The organism is Kribbella solani (assembly GCF_014205295.1).
Classification (GTDB): domain Bacteria; phylum Actinomycetota; class Actinomycetes; order Propionibacteriales; family Kribbellaceae; genus Kribbella; species Kribbella solani.
Map to the genome: position 1 here is coordinate 2,610,580 of NZ_JACHNF010000001.1, position 18,096 is coordinate 2,628,675.

Sequence of the window (18,096 nt, forward strand, 5' to 3'; positions counted from 1 at the left end):
AACACTCACCTGACCGGCCGCGGCACCCCAAGTCGGTACGGGATGCGCGGCCGGCTGATCAGTTCTGCAGGGCCGACGGGCCGAGCAGTTGTTTCATGTCGGCCATGAACGAGCTGCCGCCGTCGACCTTCCAGCCCGGCAGAGCGAACTTCAGCAGACCGCCCTCACGTTGCCGCAGGTGAATCTGGACCGGGCGGTCGCCCTGGTGCGCGCCGAGGATCTCCTTGATCTCGTTGACCAGATCCGGAACCACCTGCTGCGGCCGCATGGTCAGCACGATCGGCGGGTAGGCGGCGTTCTCGACGCTGGAGATGTCGAGCGGGTTCAGCTCCTGGCCGTAGATGTTCAGCGACCCGTCGCGCTCATTCAGCTTGCCACGCACCGAAACGACCGCGTCTTCCATCAGCTCGTACGAGACCGCCAGGTACGTCGACGGGAAGAACAGGATGTCGATACCGGTGTCGTGATCCTCGATGGTCACGATCGCCCAGGTGTCGCCGCGCTTGTTCACCCGGCGGTCGACCTTGGTGATCATGCCCGCGACCCGGACCTCACCCTCGGTCCGGTCCCCGTCGACCAGGTCGATCAGCCGGACGTCCCGGTTGCGCTCGAGGATCGGCTGCGCGCCGTCCAGCGGGTGCGCCGACACGTACAGGCCGAGCATCTCGCGCTCCTGGCTGAGCAGGAGCTTCCGGTTCCACTCCTCGACCGACTCGTCGATCTCGACGCCGAACTGCTCGGAGTCGGTGGCCTTGCCCTCCTGCTCCTCCATCGAGGCGAACAGATCGTACTGACCGTACTGCTCCGCGCGCTTGACCTCGACGACCGAGTCGACCGCCTGCTCGTGACACGCGATCAGCGCGGACCGTTTGTGCCCGAGCGAGTCGAACGCGCCGGCCATGATCAGCGACTCGATCACGCGCTTGTTGCAGACCACCAGCTCCACCTTGGAGAGGAAGTCCGCGAACGAGGTGAACTTGCCCTTCGACTCACGCGTCGCGACCAGCGACTCGATCACGTTCGCGCCGACGTTGCGGACCGCCTTGAGCCCGAACCGGACGTCCTTGCCGACCGCGGTGAAGTCCGCGATCGACTCGTTGATGTCCGGCGGCAGCACCTTGATGCCGACCCGGCGGGCATCCGCCAGGTACACACCCATCTTGGTCTTGTCGTCATCGACCGAGGTCAGCAGCGCGGCCATGTACTCGGCCGGGAAGTTGGCCTTCAGATAGGCGGTCCAGTACGAGACCAGTCCGTACCCGGCGGTGTGGGACTTGTTGAACGCGTACCCGGAGAACGGGAGCATGACGTCCCACAGGGCCTGGATCGCTTCGTCCGAGTACCCGTTGTTGCGCATGCCGGCCTGGAACTCGACGAACGAGGCCTCCAGGACTTCCTTCTTCTTCTTGCCCATCGCCCGGCGCAGAATGTCCGCGCCACCCAGGCTGTAGCCGGCCAGCTCCCGGCTGACGGCCATGATCTGCTCCTGGTAGACGAGCAGATGGAAGGTGGTACCAAGGATCGGTTCGAGCGCCTGCTCCAGCTCCGGGTGGATCGGCGTGATCGTCTGCCGGCCGTTCTTGCGCTCGGCGTAGTTGATGTGCGCGTTCGCGGCCATCGGGCCCGGCCGGTACAGCGCCAGGACCGCGGCGATGTCCTCGAACCGGCTCGGCTCCATCAGCTTCAGCAGGTTCCGCATCGCGGTGCCGTCGAGCTGGAACACGCCCAGCGTGTCGCCGCGACCGAGCAGTTTGAAGGTCGCCTCGTCCTCGAGCGGGATGTTCTCGGTCTGCAGCTCGATGCCGCGGTTCTCCTTGACCACCTTGATCGCGTGGTCGATCACACCGAGGTTGCGGAGCCCGAGGAAGTCCATCTTCACCAGGCCCATGGCCTCGCACGACGGGTAGTCGAACCCGGTGATGATGGTGCCGTCCTTGTCCCGCCGGTGCAGCGGAATCAGGTCCAGCAGCGGCGTCGACGACAGGATCACCGCGGCCGCGTGCACCCCGGTGCCGCGGATCAGGCCCTCGATCCCCTTCGCCGTGTCGATCACCTTGTGCACGTCGGGATCGTTCTCGTACAGCTGCCGGATCTCGCCGGCCTCGACGTACCGCGGGTGCGAGCTGTCGAACATGCCGGTCAGCGGCATGCCCTTGCCCATCACGTCCGGCGGCATCGCCTTGGTGATCTTGTCGCCGACGGCGAACGGGTACCCGAGGATGCGGGACGCGTCCTTCACCGCCGCCTTCGCCTTGATCGTGCTGAAGGTGTTCACCTGCGCGGTGTACTCGGCACCGTACTTGTCGGTGACGTAGCGGACCATCCGGTCGCGCTGGCGGTCGTCGAAGTCGAGGTCGACATCGGGCGGCGAGATCCGCTCCGGGTTCAGGAACCGCTCGAACAGCAGTCCGTGCTCCAGCGGGCACAGCTCGGTGATCCGGATCGCGTACCCGATGATCGAACCGGTGGCCGAACCGCGGCCCGGTCCGATCGGGATGCCGTTGTCGCGCGCGTACTTGCAGATGTCCGCGACGACGAGGAAGTACGAGTCGAAGCCCATCGGCGAGATGACCGCGAACTCGGTCTCGACCCGGTCCAGCACCTCCTGGCTCGGGTTGTCGCCGTACCGCAGCTGGATGCCCTTTTCGGTCTCCTTGCGCAGCCAGGACGACTGCGTCTCGCCCGGCGGCACCTCGAACTGCGGCATCCGGTCGACGTAGTCGAACGCCTCCGAGTAGTCCCCCACCCGCTCGGCGATCCGCAGCGTGTTGTCGCAGGCCTCCGGCAGCTCGGAGAACAGCCGGCGCATCTCGTCGGCGGTCTTGATGTAGTAGCCCGCGCCGTTGAAGCGGAACCGGTTCGGGTCGTCCTTGTTCTTGCCCACGCCGACGCACAGCAGCGAGTCGTGCGCGTCGGCCTGGTCCTCGGTGACGTAGTGCGAGTCGTTCGTCGCGAGCAGCGGGATGCCGAGTTCCTTGGCGATCTTCAGCAGGTCGGTCCGGACCGTGCGCTCGATGTCGAGGCCGTGGTCCATCAGCTCGAGGAAGTAGTTCTCCTTGCCGAACATGTCCTGGTAGTCCGACGCCGCCTGCAGCGCCTTGTCGTACTGACCCAGTCGCAGTCTGGTCTGCACCTCACCCGACGGGCAGCCGGTGGTCGCGATGATGCCGGCCGAGTGCTCCGCGATCAGCTGCCGGTCCATCCGCGGCTTCCCGTAGTACCCCTCGTACGACGCGAGGGAGGACAGCCGGAACAGGTTGCGCAGACCGGCCAGGTTCTCGGCCCACATCGTCATGTGGGTGAACCGGCCGCCGCCGGAGACGTCCTTGCCGCCCTCGCCGTCGTCCTGCCCGCTGCCGCGCGAACTGTCCGCCCAGAAGACCGGCTTCTTGTGGTGCCGCGACTCGGGCGCGACATACGCCTCGATGCCGATGATCGGCTTGACGCTGCTCTTCTTGGCCGACTGGAAGAACTCGTACGCCCCGAACATGTTGCCGTGGTCGCTCATCGCGACCGCGGGCATCCCCAGCCGCTCGACCTCGGTGAACAACTTGCTGTTCTTCGCGGCGCCGTCCAGCATCGAGTACTCGGTGTGCACGTGGAGATGCACGAAACTGTTGCTGGACGCCATATCGACGCAGACCTCCCAGGGCGCGATTCAGGTGGACCGGTACAGACTATGCGGGCCCGTGGACAGTTCTGAATCGGCTCACCGGCGGGCCCGATCGCCGCCCGCTATCCGGGCGTGGAGCACACCAGTTGCACACCACTGGGTGCGCACTGGGCGTCCTGCCGAGCCGTTCTACTGGACGTCTCTACTGGGCGTCTCTACTGGGCGTCGGCGAGGAGGTCGAGCGCCTGGTCCAGATCGGCCGGGTACTCCGAGGTGAACTCGACGTACTCGCCCGAGCCGGGGTGGGTGAAGCCGAGCCGCATCGCGTGCAACCACTGCCGCGTCAGCCCGAGGCGCTCGGCCAGTACCGGGTCGGCGCCGTAGGTGAGATCGCCACAGCACGGATGACCGATCGCCGACATGTGGACGCGGATCTGGTGCGTACGCCCGGTCTCGAGCGTGATCTCCAGGAGCGTCGCGTACCGGAACGCCTCGAGGGTCTCGTAGTGCGTGACACTCGGTTTGCCGCCGGCCACCACGCCGAACTTGTAGTCGTGGTGCGGATGCCGGTCGATCGGCGCGTCGACCGTACCGGTGAACGGGTCGGGATGACCCTGCACCAGCGCGTGATAGATCTTCTTGACCGTACGTTCCTTGAAGGCACGTTTCAGTACGGTGTACGCGTACTCGGTTTTCGCGACCACCATCAGGCCCGACGTACCGACGTCCAGTCGGTGCACGATGCCCTTGCGCTCGGCCGCGCCGCTGGTCGAGATGCTGAAACCGGCGCCGGCCAGGTGACCGATCACCGTCGGGCCGGTCCAGCCGGGTGACGGGTGCGCGGCGACGCCGACCGGTTTGTCGACGACCACGATCTCGTCGTCGTCGTGCACGATCCGCAGGTTGTCGACCGTCTCCGGGACCACGGTCACCTCGGACGGCGGTGGCGGCAGCTCGACGTCGAGCAGGACGCCGGCGGCGACCCGGGAGGACTTCGGCGCCGGGGCGCCGTCCACCTGGACCAGGCCGGACTCGATCAGCTCGGCGGCCTTGGTACGGGAGACGCCGAACAGGCGCGAGAGCGCAGCGTCCAGCCGCTCGCCCGCGAGTCCGTCCGGCACCATCACGGTCCGGGAGCTCACTTTCGCGGCTCCCGGGTGCCGTCCAGCCTGATACCGCGCAGGGTCTGGATCACGAGCAGGATCGCCGCCGAGGTGACGGCCATGTCCGCGACGTTGAAGATCGCCCAGTGCGGGGTCTGGAGGAAGTCCACGACGTGCCCGTGGAAGGGCGACGGGGCGCGGAAGATCCGGTCCAGGATGTTGCCGACCGCGCCACCGAACAGCAGGCCGAAGGCGAGCGCCCAGCCGGCCGATCCGAGCCGCCGGGACAGGTACACGACGCCGATCGCGACGATGATCTGAACGGCGCTGATGTACGGCGTGTAGCCGGCGCCGAGGCTGAAGGCCGCTCCCGAGTTCCGGATCAGGTTGAACTTGAGCAGCGAGCCGATCACGTTCACCGGTTCCCCAGGCGTCAGATGCGCCAGCGCCAAAGCCTTGGTGAGCTGATCAAGCAACAACACCACCAACCCGACCCCACCAAACACCAGGGTCCACTTCCACGACCGGCGTCCCGCCTCGCCGCCAGAGGCGGCGGCCTCGGCGGCAGCGGAGGGAGCAGCCGTCAGGCCGTCATCCCCCCGAGGGGGCGAGGTGGTGCTCCCATCGGCATCCAAGCGCGGGCCATCGTCCTCCTCGGCACGCGAGCCGGTACTACCGGCACCCAGGCGCGGGCCATCGTCCTCCTCGGCACGCGAGCTGGTACTAGCGGCACCCAGGCGCTCGCCGTCGTCCTCCTGGGGAGGTGACGTGGTGGTTCCGGTCGCGGGGTGGTTTTCGTCGGGTGCCGAACCCGTGGCGTCGTCGCGCACAGTTACTGCCGCGCGGGTGGTGTGTTCGTCGGCTGTGGACGACGGCGAACCGGCCGACGGGGAGTCGGCCGGTTCGGGGGTGTCCACGTCCTCCGCCGGGGTTGGGGCGGCGGGGTCGTTCAGCGGCGTTCCTGGCGTTCTTTGCATGACACGCACAGTGTCGCACGCGGGAACGCCTGCAGCCGACCCTTGCCGATCGCGTTGCCGCAGTTGTCGCAGACGCCGTAGGTGCCGTCGTCGATCCGGGACAGCGCGAACTCGATCTGGTTCAGCATGTCCCGGGCGTTGTTGGCCAGCGTCAGCTCGTGGTACCGCTCCAGCGTGGTCGAGCCGACGTCCGCCTGGTCGTTCCCGGCGCCGTCGCTGCCGTCCCGGAACAGGCCGGCGATCTCCTGCTCGGCGTCCTTGATCTCCTGCTTGAGGTGCTCGACCTCACTCTCCAGCTCCGTCCGCAGTTCGGCCAGCTCGGCCGCCGTCCACGGATCCTCACCTGGCTTCACCTTGAAGGTCTCGGCCGTATGCGCCGCGGACTTGGCCGGCGCCGTCGCCGGAGTCCTGTTCTCGTTCGTCTTCATGGCCACCCTCTTCGTCGGAGCTTTCTTGGCAGGGGTCTTAGCCGCTGTTCGTTTCGCCGCGGTGGTCGAGGCCGACTTCTTCATCGCGGTGGTCTTCTTGGCCGGCGATTTCTTCGCCGGGCTTTTCCCCGTCGTCTGCTGCTGCTTGACCGGCTCGGACTTCTTGGCGGCACTCTTCTTGGCCGCGGCAGATCGTTGGGGGGCGGACTTCTTGGGTGCCGATGTAGCCATGCTCAGCTACCCCCTGCCTTCGTCGGAGACTGAAGCGGACTGGTCGCAAGACAGTAGGCCACGCTTTGGTCACGGGCCAGCCTGACGCGCAGACCGTGGGGATAAGGTAGTCGGTTCTTCAAGTCCGCTCGATGTTCGGCGCGTCACAACCGTGTTGCAGACATCACTGTCCGTAACACTTCCCAGGTCAGGCCCATAGTCGCTCGAGTCGTTCCCGGAGCTTCATCTCATCCCCCTCCACCTCGACCAGCTTGTCCCGGCTGGTCGCGCCACGAACCAGAGTCACCGCGGACCGCCGGACCCCGAACTCCGCCGCGACCGCCGTCAGGACAGCCTTCGTCGCCTGTCCTTCCACCGCACGGGCCGCCACCGCGACCACCAGCGCCGGCCCGGACGGACCGTCGTACCGGCCGCCGACCGCGGTTCTGGAGGCCCCCGGCCGGACCCGCAGCAGAATTCTCATGGCCGAATTCCTACCGCACCACCGATTAACGATTCGTAGTCACCCGGTACGACGCCGTACACTGACAACCGCGAACCGCAAGGCAGTGATGGGGCCATCACCCCGGAGCCGCCGGAAGAACAGTCCGTCAGGGACCTATTAGAACCGGCAGCGTCGCGGCAAGGAAGTGGGTGACCACAACTGAGGGTCACCAAGGAGGGTGGTACCGCGCGGTAACCGGCTGAGTCCGGTCACTTCGTCCCTCGTCAGCGGCGGCAGATGCGACGAAGGACACACGAAGATGGCGGCAGACACCCCGGCAGTTCCCTCGGCAGTCCCCTCTCCGGGCCCGTGGCGGCAGGTTCCGGCCCAGGTCGACTTCCCGGCGCTCGAGCGCGAGGTGCTGGCACTCTGGGACGAGCACGACACGTTCGCGAAGAGCCTCGAACAGTCCACCGGCGGTCAGCCGTGGACGTTCTCCGAAGGGCCGCCGACCGCGAACGGCATGCCGGGTACGCACCACATCGAGGCCCGCGTCTTCAAGGACGTGTTCCCGCGCTACAAGACCATGAAGGGCTTCTGGGTCGAGCGCAAGGCCGGCTGGGACTGCCACGGGCTCCCGGTCGAGGTCGCGGTGGAAAAGGAGCTCGGCTTCAGCGGCAAGAACGACATCGAGGCGTACGGCATCGCCGAGTTCAACGCCAAGTGCCGTGAATCGGTCCTGCGCCATGTGGACGCCTTCAAGGAGCTCACCGTCCGGATGGGCTACTGGGTCGATCTCGATCACCCGTACAAGACCATGGACCCGCAGTACGTCGAGTCGGTCTGGTGGTCGCTGAAGCAGATCCACGACAAGGGCCTCCTGGTCGAGGACTACCGGATCACGCCGTACTGCCCGCGCTGCGGCACCGGACTGTCCGACCACGAGCTGGCACAGGGCTACGAGACAGTGGTCGACCCGTCGGTGTACGTGCGCTTCCCGCTCACCTCTGGTCCGCTGGCCGGCAAGGCGTCGCTGCTGGTCTGGACGACGACGCCCTGGACGCTGGTGTCCAACACCGCGGTCGCTGTGCACCCAGACGTCGAGTACGTCGTAGCTACTGATGGCACCGAGTCACTGGTAGTGGCGGAGCCGCTGCTGGAGAAGCTCGGTGAGGGCTGGACCGTCACGGAGCGCTACACCGGCCGCGACATGGAGCGCTGGGCGTACCAGCGTCCGTTCGAGCTCGTGCCGTTCGACGAGCCGGCGCACTACGTCGTGCTCGCGGAGTACGTGACCACCGAGGACGGTACTGGTCTCGTGCACCAGTCCCCCGCTTTCGGCGCGGACGACCTTGCGGTCGGGCGTGCGTACAACCTGCCCGTGGTGAACCCAGTGGATTCCAGCGGTCACTTCAACGCTGAGGTACCGCTGGTCGGCGGGCAGTTCTTCAAGAAGGCCGACGAGGACCTGGTCAAGGACCTGTCCGAGCGTGGCGTGCTGTTCAAGCACGTGCCGTACGAGCACCCGTACCCGCACTGCTGGCGCTGCCACACCCCGGTCATGTACTACGCGCTGCCCTCCTGGTACATCCGCACCACTCAGGTGAAGGACGCCCTGCTCCGGGAGAACGAGAAGACCAACTGGTACCCGGAGTCGGTCAAGTGGGGCCGGTACGGCGACTGGCTGCGCAACAACATCGACTGGGCGGTCTCCCGGTCGCGCTTCTGGGGTACGCCGCTGCCGATCTGGCGCTGTGGTGAGGACCACCAGGTGTGCGTCGGCTCACTCGCCGAGTTGGGTGAGCTGGCCGGCCGGGACCTGAGCGCCACCGACCCGCACCGGCCGTACGTGGACGACATCACCTTCGACTGCCCGGCCTGTGGTGCCGAGGCGCGCCGCGTGCCCGAGGTGATCGACGCCTGGTACGACTCGGGCTCGATGCCGTTCGCGCAGTGGGGGTACCCGTGGGCGGAGGGCTCGAAGGAGAAGTTCGAGCAGACGTACCCGGCCGACTTCATCGCCGAGGCGATCGACCAGACCCGTGGCTGGTTCTACACGCTGATGGCGATCGGCACGCTGGTCTTCGACGAGTCGTCGTACCGGAACGTGGTCTGTCTCGGGCACATCCTGGCCGAGGACGGCCGGAAGATGTCCAAGCACCTGGGCAACATCCTGGAACCGATCCCGCTGATGGACAGCCACAGCGCGGACGCGGTGCGCTGGTTCATGGCCGCCTCCGGGTCGCCGTGGAAGGCACGGGGCATCGGCCCGAACGTACTGAACGAGATCGTCCGGAAGGTGCTCATCACCTACTGGAACACGGTCGCGTTCCACGCCCTGTACGCACGCCTGGCCGACTGGTCTCCGGCCGACGCGCCCGCCGTCGGGGAGCGTTCGGTGCTGGACCGCTGGCTGGTCAGCGAAACGCACCGGCTGGTCCGGGACACCGACGAGGCCTACGCGGCGTACGACACGCAGCGCCTCGGTCTGCTGATCAACTCGTTCGTCGACGTGCTCTCGAACTGGTACGTCCGCCGCTCGCGCCGCCGGTTCTGGGCCGGTGACGCCGGCGCGCTGGCGACGCTGCACGAGACGCTCGACGTACTCACCCGGGTGATGGCGCCGCTGATGCCGTTCGTCACCGAGCGGGTCTGGCAGGACGTGTTCCGTCCGGTCACGCCCGGGCTGCCCGAGTCGGTCCACCTGAGCAGCTTCCCGGCGTACGACGAGACGCTGATCGACGACGTACTGGCCCAGCACATGTCGATGGCCCGGCGGGTGGTCGAGCTCGGCCGGTCCGCCCGTGCCGAGGCGAAGGTGAAGACGCGGCAGCCGCTCGCCCGCGCGCTGGTCGGGTCGGCAGCGATCGCCGACCTGTCCCCCGAGCTGCTGCAGGAGATCGCCGACGAGCTGAACGTCGGCACGGTCGCGCCGCTGTCGTCGGCGGGAGCGGACCTGGTCGAGTTCTCCGCGAAGGGCAACTTCCGGGAGCTGGGGAAGCGGTTCGCGAAGCAGACTCCGGTCGTCGCCGCCGCGATCGCCGCGGCCGATGCCGGCGCGCTCGCCGCCGCGTTGAAGGCATCCGGCACGGCCACCGTGGTGGTGGACGGCGAAGAGGTTCAGGTCGGCGAGTCCGAGGTGCTGCTGTCCGAGCGGCCGAAGGAAGGCTGGTCGGTGGTGAACGAACAGGGCGAGACCGTTGCCCTCGACCTCGAAGTCACACCGGAGTTGCGACAGGCCGGTCTGGCGCGCGAGGTGGTCCGTACGCTGCAAGAGGCGCGGAAGAACGCCGGGCTCGAGGTGTCGGACCGGATCCAGGTCTGGCTCACCTCGACCGACGCCGAGCTGACCGATGCCCTCGGCAAACACGCCGACGAGATCGCCCGCGAGGTCCTGGCCACCACACTGACCCAGTCGGCCCCGTCAACTCCGGCCGACCTGGTCACCGGCACCGAAGCCGACCTGCAGCTCACCTACTGGCTCACCAAGGCCTGACCGGCCCCAGCTATTTGAGAGGTTCACCCGCCGAATCGCCCCTTCACCACTCGCATCCGGGTGGTGAAGGGCACATTCGAGAGGTGAACCTCTCAAATGGCGTTCAGGGGTACGGCCGGTGGTGACGGCCGGGGGTGTTACTGGGTGTTGTTCCGGCGGGACACTGGGTGAGAAGTGCCCGGACATGCCGAAGGGCGGTGCCGCCGGAAAGCACCGCCCTTGCGAGCTACTTACAGCTCAGTGATCTTTAGACGCCGTGGCCGTGAGCCTGGGCGCGGGCCTCCGGACGGAAGCCGTTCCGCGGGCTGAGCGTGTCGTCGCCGTTGCCGAGCGCCTTCAGCTGCTCGGTGAAGTACGTCTTCAGGCGGCTGCGGTACTCCCGCTCGTACGCGTGCAGGTCGTCGATGGTGCGCTCGAGCTGGCCCTTCTGCTTCTCCAGGGTGCCGAGCATCTGGGCGCGCCGCTCGGCGATCTCGCCGTCGAGCTTCTCGGCGCGGGCGCGGGCCTCACCGGTCATCCGGTCGGCCTTGCCACGAGCCTCGTTCTCCAGCCGCTCCGCCTTGGCGCGGGCCTCGCCGATGATCTTGTCGGCGGTGTCCTTCGCCTCCTGGACCAGGTCGTCGGAGTGCTTGGTGGCCATCTCCAGCAGTCGGACCGCGGAGCTGGACGCGTCACCGACCGTGCCGGCCGCCGCGGCCGCGCCGGGAGCAGCTGCCACTACCGGCGGCTTCTCCTCGACCTTCTCGACCACGACCGGCGGCTTCGGCTGCTGCACGACCGGCGGCAGCGCGGCGGTCTGGTCGACCGGTCGCTGCTGCTGCTCGGCACCCGCGCGCTGAGCCGCCGCGAGCTTGGCCCGCAGCTCCTCGTTCTCGGCGAGAAGGCGCTCGAGCTCGGCTTCCACCTCGTCGAGGAAGGAGTCGACCTCTGTGACGTCGTAGCCCTCCCGTAGTCGGACGGGCGTGAACTGCTTCGAGCGGACGTCATCCGGCGTCAGCGGCATCTTTCACCTCGTTTGTCTGTGTCTTGGCGGAGTCCCCGTGGCCCTCGCCTTGGCGACTCAGTAGATCACGTTATCGCTTCGTTGTCTTATGACGGAATCGGGGCGGCCGACAACGGTCGCCGGGCCGGTCCGGCCCGAACGTTACGGGCCCCCGAATTCCCTCGACTCTACCTACCCAGTCCGTGCCGTCCTCACCCTCACAACGAGCGCAGGGCCGTCGAGTTGATGGACATCGCCACCGAGATGATGACGAAGAGCATCAGCATGGACAGGTCGATCCGGACCCCGCCGGCCCCGATCGGGGGCAGGATCCGCCGGAGCGGTTTCAGGAACGGATCGGTGACCGAGTAGACCAGCTCGAAGAAGAGCAGCACCGGGCCTTTCGGGTGCCACTGGGGCGCGAACATGACGATCAGGCTGAGTACGAACCTCGCCACCAGAATCAGGAAGAAGGCGAGCAGCACCCAGCTGAGAACACTGAGGACGAGCGCTAGAGCAACCATGTCGACAAGCAGTGTAGAAGACGCCGGAAACGGCTGTCCTCAACTCTGGTTGTAGAACCCGTCGGCAGCGATCTTTTCCTTCTCCTCGGCGGCCACCGTGACGTTCGGCGGGCAGACCAGGAACACCTTGGTGGTGATCCGCTCGATCGAACCGCGGCAGCAGAAGATCAGGCCGGCCGCGAAGTCCACCAGCCGCTTGGCGTCGGCGTGGTCCATCTCGGTCAGGTTCATGATGACGGGCGTACCGTCGCGGAAGTGCTCACCGATCACGCGCGCCTCGTTGTAGCTGCGCGGATGCACGGTGGTGATGCGGGCCAACTCGGTAACCTCCGGGGACGGCGCGACTCCGCGCCGGTCTGGGAACTTGCTCACCGTTGCACCGCTCGGCTCCGGACGCTCCTCGCGGTGTTCGCGTGGCTCGCGGGACTCACGGCTCTCCCGGCCGGCGGGTACCGGCTCGGTCTGGGAGTCCCCGTCGACGGCTTCGTCCTCGTACTCGTCGTAGTCGTCGTACTCGTCGTCGTACCGCGCGTTGTAGCGCTCCCCGTCCTCGACCAAGCCGAGGTACACACCCATCTTGCGCAGTGCGCCGCTCATGGCCCCTCAGCACCTCGATCCGGCTCGACGACAACAGTTGAACAAGTAGCGAAACCCGTTCGATGTCGACACTAACCCAGCCGGGGGCGCGTACCGAGTAATGCGCGCCCGAGCCGAACGTGTGTCGCACCCTGCTGGATCGCGGCCTCCAGATCACCGGTCATCCCGGCCGAGATCCAGTCCGCGCCGGGGTGTTCGGAGCGTAGCCGGGACGCTACTTCACGCAGTCCGGCGAAGGCTTCGGCCGGTTCCGATCCCAGCGGCGCGACCGCCATCACGCCGCCGAGTTCGAGCCCGTCGGCGGTCGCGATCGCAGCCGCCAGCTCGGGTACGGCGGACGGTTCGACCCCGCCACGGCTCGCGCCGGTCGCCGCGTCCGCCGGGCCGTACGCCGCGAGGCTCACCTGGATCAGGCAGCGCACCGTCTTCTCCTCGGCGACCGCGGCCTTCGACAGCGCGCTGACCAACGACAGCCGGTCGACCGAGTGCACCGCCGAGGCATATCTCACGATCGAGCGGGCCTTCTTCGACTGCAGCTGGCCGACGAAGTGCCACCTCAGGTCCGGGCAGTCCGGCGCCTTCTGTTTGAGTTCCTGCTCGCGGTTCTCGCCGGCGTCGCCGATCCCAAGGGCCGCCAGCGCCCGTACGTCGCTGACTGGGAAGGTTTTGGTGATCGCTACGAGGGTCACCTCGTCCCGGGACCGGCCGGCCGCCTGACAGGCCTTCTCGATCCGCTCCTGGACCAGCTGAAGATTCGACCGCAGCTCGTCGGTCCGCTCGGTCATGAGCCGGCCAGCTTGATCAGCCCGGCCAGCCGGCCGCTTTCCGGGCCTTCGCGGCGATAGGAGTACAGGTTCCCGGACTCGATCGTGCACGCCGTCGCGTCGATCACCTCGACGTCGAGCTCGGCCAACTGCGCTCGCACCCCGGCCGCCACGTCGATCGCGGGTGTCCCCCAGCTGGTTTCGGAGTACGACGCCGGCACCTGCGCGCTGACTTCGGCGCGCATCTCTTCCGGCACCTCGTAACACTTCCCACAGGCGTACGGTCCGAGGACTGCGGTGATCCGGGACGCACCGAGCTTTCGCATCGCGTCGACCGTGGCCGGAACAACGCCGGCGTACATCCCTCTGCGCCCGGAATGCGCGGCACCGATCACGCCATCACCGGCGAGCAGTACGGGCAGACAGTCGGCGGCGCGCACCGCGAGTACGACATCGGTCCGATCGGTGACCAGCGCATCGGCCTGCGGGTGCGGGTTCAGCGGAAGCTCGTCGCCCGGGCGGACGACGTGTACGTCGCGGCCGTGCACCTGGTGGAGGACAACCACATGCTCGGTTCGTACGCCGAACTCGGTCGCGACCTGCTGGAAGTTCGTCCGTACGCCGTCAGCGTCCGGGCCGGCCGCTGTCCCGAGATTGAACTCGCCGTACGGTGGTTTGCTGGCGCCGCCGTACCGATCGGTGAACGCGACCCGGGCGGCGGTGAGTACCTCGTCATAGCCGAACACGACTGAAGATTACCCAGCCGTGACCACCACACCCAGCACCGCGCGCGCCTCGTCGGTCACAGCGTTCCGGACCGGATCCGCCGGCATCCCGAGAACGTACTCGGCCGCCAGGCGGTACGCCTCGTCGAACGCCTGCTCCGCCGATACCTCGACATCGGGGGCGACGCCGGTGCCCTCCCAGTTGGTGCCCGAGACCTGGTTGACCGAACGCGCCACCGGCACCGAGGCCTCGAGTTGTTCGTGCAGCTTGAACCCACGACGCGGATGCGCGCCGCCGCCGGTCCGCTCCCCCACGACGACCCCGCGCTTGAACTGCTGCAGGTTGTACGACAGTTCCTCGCCGCCGGAGAACGTCGCGGAACTGGTGAGTACCCAGATCGGCTTGCTGCTGTCGTATGGCGGAGCCGCCAGATACGGCGAGGTCCAGAACTGCCGTGTCCTTCCTTCGGACGGCGAGACCAGGTCCTGCAGGTGGACCGGTTCGTCGGAGCCGAGCAGATAGCTGCAGACCAGGGCGACCTGATCGGGCGATCCGCCGAGGCAGCGCCGCAGGTCGAGGAGCAACGCGTCGGTCGAAGCCAAGAGCGACATCGCGGCCGCGACGGCGGCACCGGCGAGCTCGGGCGGATACAGCAACGGCCGCAGCTCCAGCAGCCCGATGTTGCCGTCCAGCCGTTCGATCCGGGCGAAGCCACCCGCGTCGAGTGCGGCCCGGCGCTGCCAGTACGCCTTCTCGGCCACCGGATCGGTCTCGTCAGGCAGTCCGTCGCGGTGGAACTTGAGCCGCAAATGCTTGTCACGGTTGCCGACCTGCAGGTCAGCCGTGACTCGTTCGGCCAGGTCGACCGGGGTCCGGAGCTCGTCGTACGCACCGTCGGCGACCGCCGCCGCCAGCCGGCCGGCGATCTCGGTGCCGACCTCCGGAAAGACATAGTGCTCGCCGACCAACGAACCCAGCCGACCGAGGACGGACCTGATCTCTTCGGTTTCCATGGCAGGAGTAGAGCATCCGGATTGACTAAGCGTCAAGAAAACTCGACACTTGATTCATGGCTGAGATCGTCGACCACCTGGAAGTGTCGAGCGCCGCCCAGTTCAAGGCGCTCGGGCACCCGCTGCGGCACCGGCTGCTGTTCGCGCTCGGACAGGAAGCCGCGACGATCAGCCAGCTCGCTGCCGCGCTCGGGACGGCGAAGGGCAACGTTGCTCATCATCTGGGCGTGCTCCGCGACGCCGGGATGGTGCACGTGGCCGAGACCCGGCAGGTGCGTGGTGGGACCGAGCAGTACTACCGGCGGTCCGTCCGGCGCTTCGGCTTCACCGGCGAGGGGGCGCGGGCGAACAACACCGTCGCGCTCCAGGCGGTCGCGGCCGACCTGGAAACGGCCGAGGGCGACCCACTGTTCACGGTGCGGAACCTGCGGCTGACGGCAGCCCAGGCCGAAGAACTGGCCACTACCTTGAGCGAACTGGTCGACGGGCTCACCGACGCCGGCCCGGACGAGGCACGGTACGGCGTCGCGATCTCGGTATACCGCCCACGCCAACCACACCACTAAAACCAAAAACACCCACCAACCACCCTCCCGGAAGGAGGCTGGTGGTGGGTGGGAGGTTGGGGCGACTGTGGTTGTTACTTGAGGAAGTCGGGGATGTCGAGGTCTTCTTCCGGCTCCTGCTTGCGGGGGCGGTTCGGGGTGGTGGGCTGCTGGGTGCCGGCGTTGCTCGGGCCGTGGGTCGGCCAGGAGTGCTGGGTCGACGGTGAGGTCGGAGACGCGGGCGTGTGCGGGGCCGGCTGGGCCGACTGCTGACCGGACTGCACCGTGCGGACGCCCTCGCCGGCCTGCGGGCGGGCGGAGTTCGTCGTACCGGCGCGGGGCTCGGTCGGCGCCGGAACCGGAACCGTGTCATCGGTCGGCGTACCGGCCGGCGGCTGGTTCGGGACCGCGTGCGGCTGGCCGGCGGCCTGCTGGTTCGGTACGGCGTGCGACTGACCGCCCTGCCCCTGCACCGACTGACCCTGCACCGACTGCCCTTGAACCGGTTGGCCGTGGACCGACTGACCCTGACCAGGCTGCCCCGGCACGGACTGCCCCGGAACCGCCTGACCCGGAGCGGACTGGTCATGCGCGGACTGACCCGCGCTGAACTGCCCCTGGGCGGGCTGGCCGGTGCCGGCCTGACCCTGAGCAGGCTGACCGGTACCCGGCTGGCCCGTACCCGGCTGACCGGACTGCTGGCCGAACTGCGGGGTCGAGCCGCCGGACATCGGGGCCGAGTAGTTCTGCGCGGCCGGCCGGGAGGACTGCGGGCGGGCCTGGTTCATCGCCTGCTCGCGGCGCTTCGGCATCCCGCCGTCGAAGCCGGCCGCGATCACCGTGACCCGGACCTCGTCACCGAGCGCGTCGTCGATCACCGCGCCGAAGATGATGTTCGCGTCCGAGTGCGCGGACTCCGACACCAGCTGGGCCGCCTCGTTGATCTCGAACAGGCCCAGGTCGGACCCACCGGCGATCGACAGCAGCACGCCGTGCGCGCCCTCGATACTTGCCTCCAGCAACGGAGACGAGATGGCCGCCTCGGCGGCCGCGACCGCGCGGTCCTCGCCGCGGGACGAGCCGATGCCCATCAGCGCCGAGCCGGCGTTCGACATCACTGCCTTGACGTCGGCGAAGTCCACGTTGATCAGGCCGGGCGTGGTGATCAGGTCGGTGATGCCGGAGACACCCTGCAGCAGCACCTGGTCGGCCTGCTTGAACGCGTCCAGCACCGACACGGCGCGGTCGGAGATGGTCAGCAGCCGGTCGTTCGGGATGACGATCAGCGTGTCCACCTCCTCGCGGAGAGTGGCGATCCCGTCCTCGGCCTGGGTGGCGCGGCGCTTGCCCTCGAACGAGAACGGCCGGGTCACCACACCGATGGTCAGCGCGCCGAGCGAGCGGGCGATCCGGGCCACCACGGGCGCGCCGCCGGTGCCGGTGCCGCCGCCCTCGCCGGCGGTGACGAAGACCATGTCGGCGCCCTTGAGCGCTTCCTCGATCTCCTCCGCGTGGTCCTCGGCGGCCTTCTGCCCGATCGCCGGGTTCGCGCCGGCGCCGAGGCCGCGGGTCTCCTCGCGGCCGATGTCGAGCTTCACGTCCGCGTCGCTCATCAGCAACGCCTGGGCGTCGGTGTTGATGGCGATGAACTCAACGCCCTTCAGACCGTGCTCGATCATCCGGTTGACGGCGTTCACGCCGCCTCCGCCGATGCCGACGACCTTGATGAGTGCCAGGTAGTTCTGCGGTGCCGCCACGTCCGCGCCTCTCGCCTCGTTCGTTTCCCGTTGTCCAGCGAAAAGACTGAACCTCAAGTGAATGCTTAGACTTATGTCAACTTTAGATTACGACGCACGGTACGGGACGTTTTCCGACGCTGTCCACGCGCCTCGCCGCACAGTCCGGGATGTGATCGATCATCGCTTTTCGCCTTTGGTGACAGGGAGATCGGGCGCCGACACGTCGTACACCTTCGCCTGCCGTTTCATCAGCACGCTGAGTACGCCCGCCTTTTGCGCGCTGTTATCGGCGCTGCCCCAGACCACCTTCACCCCGGAGCTGAGGTTGAGGGTGATCGAGTCCGGCGAGGTCGCCGTGATCGAGCCCACCTGGGACCGGAGCGTGTCCGGCAGCGCGGCCGAAACCGTCACCACCGAATGGATCGTGACGTCGCGCCGGACCCCGGTCACCTTCGCCTCCGGCAACCCGGCCGGCCGGTCCGGGACGGTCCGGTACGAACTGCCGGTCGCGTCCACCAACTCGTACCGCGAACCGTCCGTGACCACCACCACCGCGACCCGTTCGGTGACCACGATCACGATCTTCCGTGGCCAGGAGCGGGTCACCTGGACGTCGGCGACCGCGGGGATGCCGCGGACCCGGTCCGCGATCGCGCGCAGGTCGACCTTCGCCAGCGGCGTACCGATCGGTGCCGCCGCGGTCTGCTCGATCGTTGCCACCGGCACCGTGTCCGCGCCGCTCACCCGGACCCCGCTGACCGCGAACGCGGAGGAGAAGTAGAACAGCCAGACGATCAGCCCGGACAGCACGACGATCCCGCCGCCGATGGCCCAGGGCAGCCAGCTCCGCCACCGCACCAGCCGTTGCCGGCGCGCGAACTTCTGCTGTGCCCGAGCCAGATCCACGCTCTGGGTCATTCAACGAACCCCACCC

General features: G+C 67.8%; 14 protein-coding genes and 1 pseudogene. 2 read left to right on the forward strand and 13 right to left on the reverse strand.

Features of this window, described 5'->3' with window-relative positions:
- Window positions 1–58: 58 nt before the first annotated feature.
- The 5 genes from dnaE to HDA44_RS11735 form a co-directional block, all read right to left on the reverse strand.
- Window positions 59–3,631: a DNA polymerase III subunit alpha gene (dnaE, locus tag HDA44_RS11715; protein ID WP_184833721.1), complete on the reverse strand. Its 3,573-nt coding sequence runs from the start codon at window positions 3,629–3,631 to the stop codon at window positions 59–61.
- A 197-nt stretch (window positions 3,632–3,828) separates the two neighbouring features.
- Complete coding sequence (locus HDA44_RS11720; RefSeq protein WP_184843397.1) at window positions 3,829–4,737, reverse strand: RluA family pseudouridine synthase; 909 nt, start codon at window positions 4,735–4,737, stop codon at window positions 3,829–3,831.
- Between the two features lie 14 nt (window positions 4,738–4,751).
- Complete coding sequence (gene lspA, locus HDA44_RS37140; RefSeq protein ID WP_238352419.1) at window positions 4,752–5,693, reverse strand: signal peptidase II; 942 nt, start codon at window positions 5,691–5,693, stop codon at window positions 4,752–4,754.
- Window positions 5,666–6,352: a TraR/DksA C4-type zinc finger protein gene (locus tag HDA44_RS11730; protein ID WP_184833723.1), complete on the reverse strand. Its 687-nt coding sequence runs from the start codon at window positions 6,350–6,352 to the stop codon at window positions 5,666–5,668. The genes lspA and HDA44_RS11730 overlap by 28 nt, the downstream gene beginning before the upstream one ends.
- Before the next feature lie 187 nt (window positions 6,353–6,539).
- Window positions 6,540–6,815 (reverse strand): DUF167 domain-containing protein, encoded by a 276-nt coding sequence (locus HDA44_RS11735; RefSeq protein WP_184833725.1) that lies wholly within the window; start codon window positions 6,813–6,815, stop codon window positions 6,540–6,542.
- 280 nt (window positions 6,816–7,095) lie between these two features.
- Between HDA44_RS11735 and ileS the strand changes: the two genes are divergently transcribed.
- Entirely contained in the window at window positions 7,096–10,272 is a 3,177-nt protein-coding gene (ileS, locus tag HDA44_RS11740; RefSeq protein ID WP_184833727.1) for an isoleucine--tRNA ligase, read from the forward strand.
- Window positions 10,273–10,519: 247 nt separating this feature from the next.
- On the opposite strand, the gene HDA44_RS11745 is transcribed toward ileS, so the two are convergent.
- The 6 genes from HDA44_RS11745 to HDA44_RS11770 all read right to left on the reverse strand — a co-directional run bounded on the left by HDA44_RS11745 (window position 10,520) and on the right by HDA44_RS11770 (window position 14,878).
- The gene (locus HDA44_RS11745; protein ID WP_184833729.1) at window positions 10,520–11,275 is read right to left on the reverse strand and encodes a DivIVA domain-containing protein; all 756 of its coding nucleotides are present in this window, start codon (window positions 11,273–11,275) and stop codon (window positions 10,520–10,522) included.
- Window positions 11,276–11,472: 197 nt separating this feature from the next.
- Complete coding sequence (locus HDA44_RS11750) at window positions 11,473–11,778, reverse strand: YggT family protein (RefSeq protein WP_184833731.1); 306 nt, start codon at window positions 11,776–11,778, stop codon at window positions 11,473–11,475.
- Between the two features lie 39 nt (window positions 11,779–11,817).
- A complete protein-coding gene (locus HDA44_RS11755; protein ID WP_184833733.1) occupies window positions 11,818–12,375 on the reverse strand; it encodes a cell division protein SepF in 558 nt (185 codons plus the stop codon).
- Between the two features lie 71 nt (window positions 12,376–12,446).
- Entirely contained in the window at window positions 12,447–13,160 is a 714-nt protein-coding gene (locus HDA44_RS11760) for a YggS family pyridoxal phosphate-dependent enzyme (protein WP_184833735.1), read from the reverse strand.
- Window positions 13,157–13,885: a peptidoglycan editing factor PgeF gene (pgeF, locus tag HDA44_RS11765; RefSeq protein WP_184833737.1), complete on the reverse strand. Its 729-nt coding sequence runs from the start codon at window positions 13,883–13,885 to the stop codon at window positions 13,157–13,159. Before pgeF ends, HDA44_RS11760 begins: the two co-directional genes overlap by 4 nt.
- A 9-nt stretch (window positions 13,886–13,894) precedes the next feature.
- Complete coding sequence (locus tag HDA44_RS11770) at window positions 13,895–14,878, reverse strand: S41 family peptidase (RefSeq protein WP_184833739.1); 984 nt, start codon at window positions 14,876–14,878, stop codon at window positions 13,895–13,897.
- A 56-nt stretch (window positions 14,879–14,934) separates the two neighbouring features.
- On the opposite strand from HDA44_RS11770, the gene HDA44_RS11775 reads away from it, so the two are divergent.
- Window positions 14,935–15,444 (forward strand): ArsR/SmtB family transcription factor, encoded by a 510-nt coding sequence (locus tag HDA44_RS11775; protein ID WP_184833741.1) that lies wholly within the window; start codon window positions 14,935–14,937, stop codon window positions 15,442–15,444.
- Window positions 15,445–16,004: 560 nt separating this feature from the next.
- On the opposite strand, the pseudogene ftsZ reads toward HDA44_RS11775, so the two are convergent.
- Window positions 16,005–17,180: pseudogene (ftsZ, locus tag HDA44_RS37145) on the reverse strand (cell division protein FtsZ); the annotation flags it as partial.
- 159 nt (window positions 17,181–17,339) lie between these two features.
- Entirely contained in the window at window positions 17,340–18,080 is a 741-nt protein-coding gene (locus tag HDA44_RS11785) for a cell division protein FtsQ/DivIB (protein WP_184833745.1), read from the reverse strand.
- Window positions 18,081–18,096 lie beyond the last annotated feature (16 nt).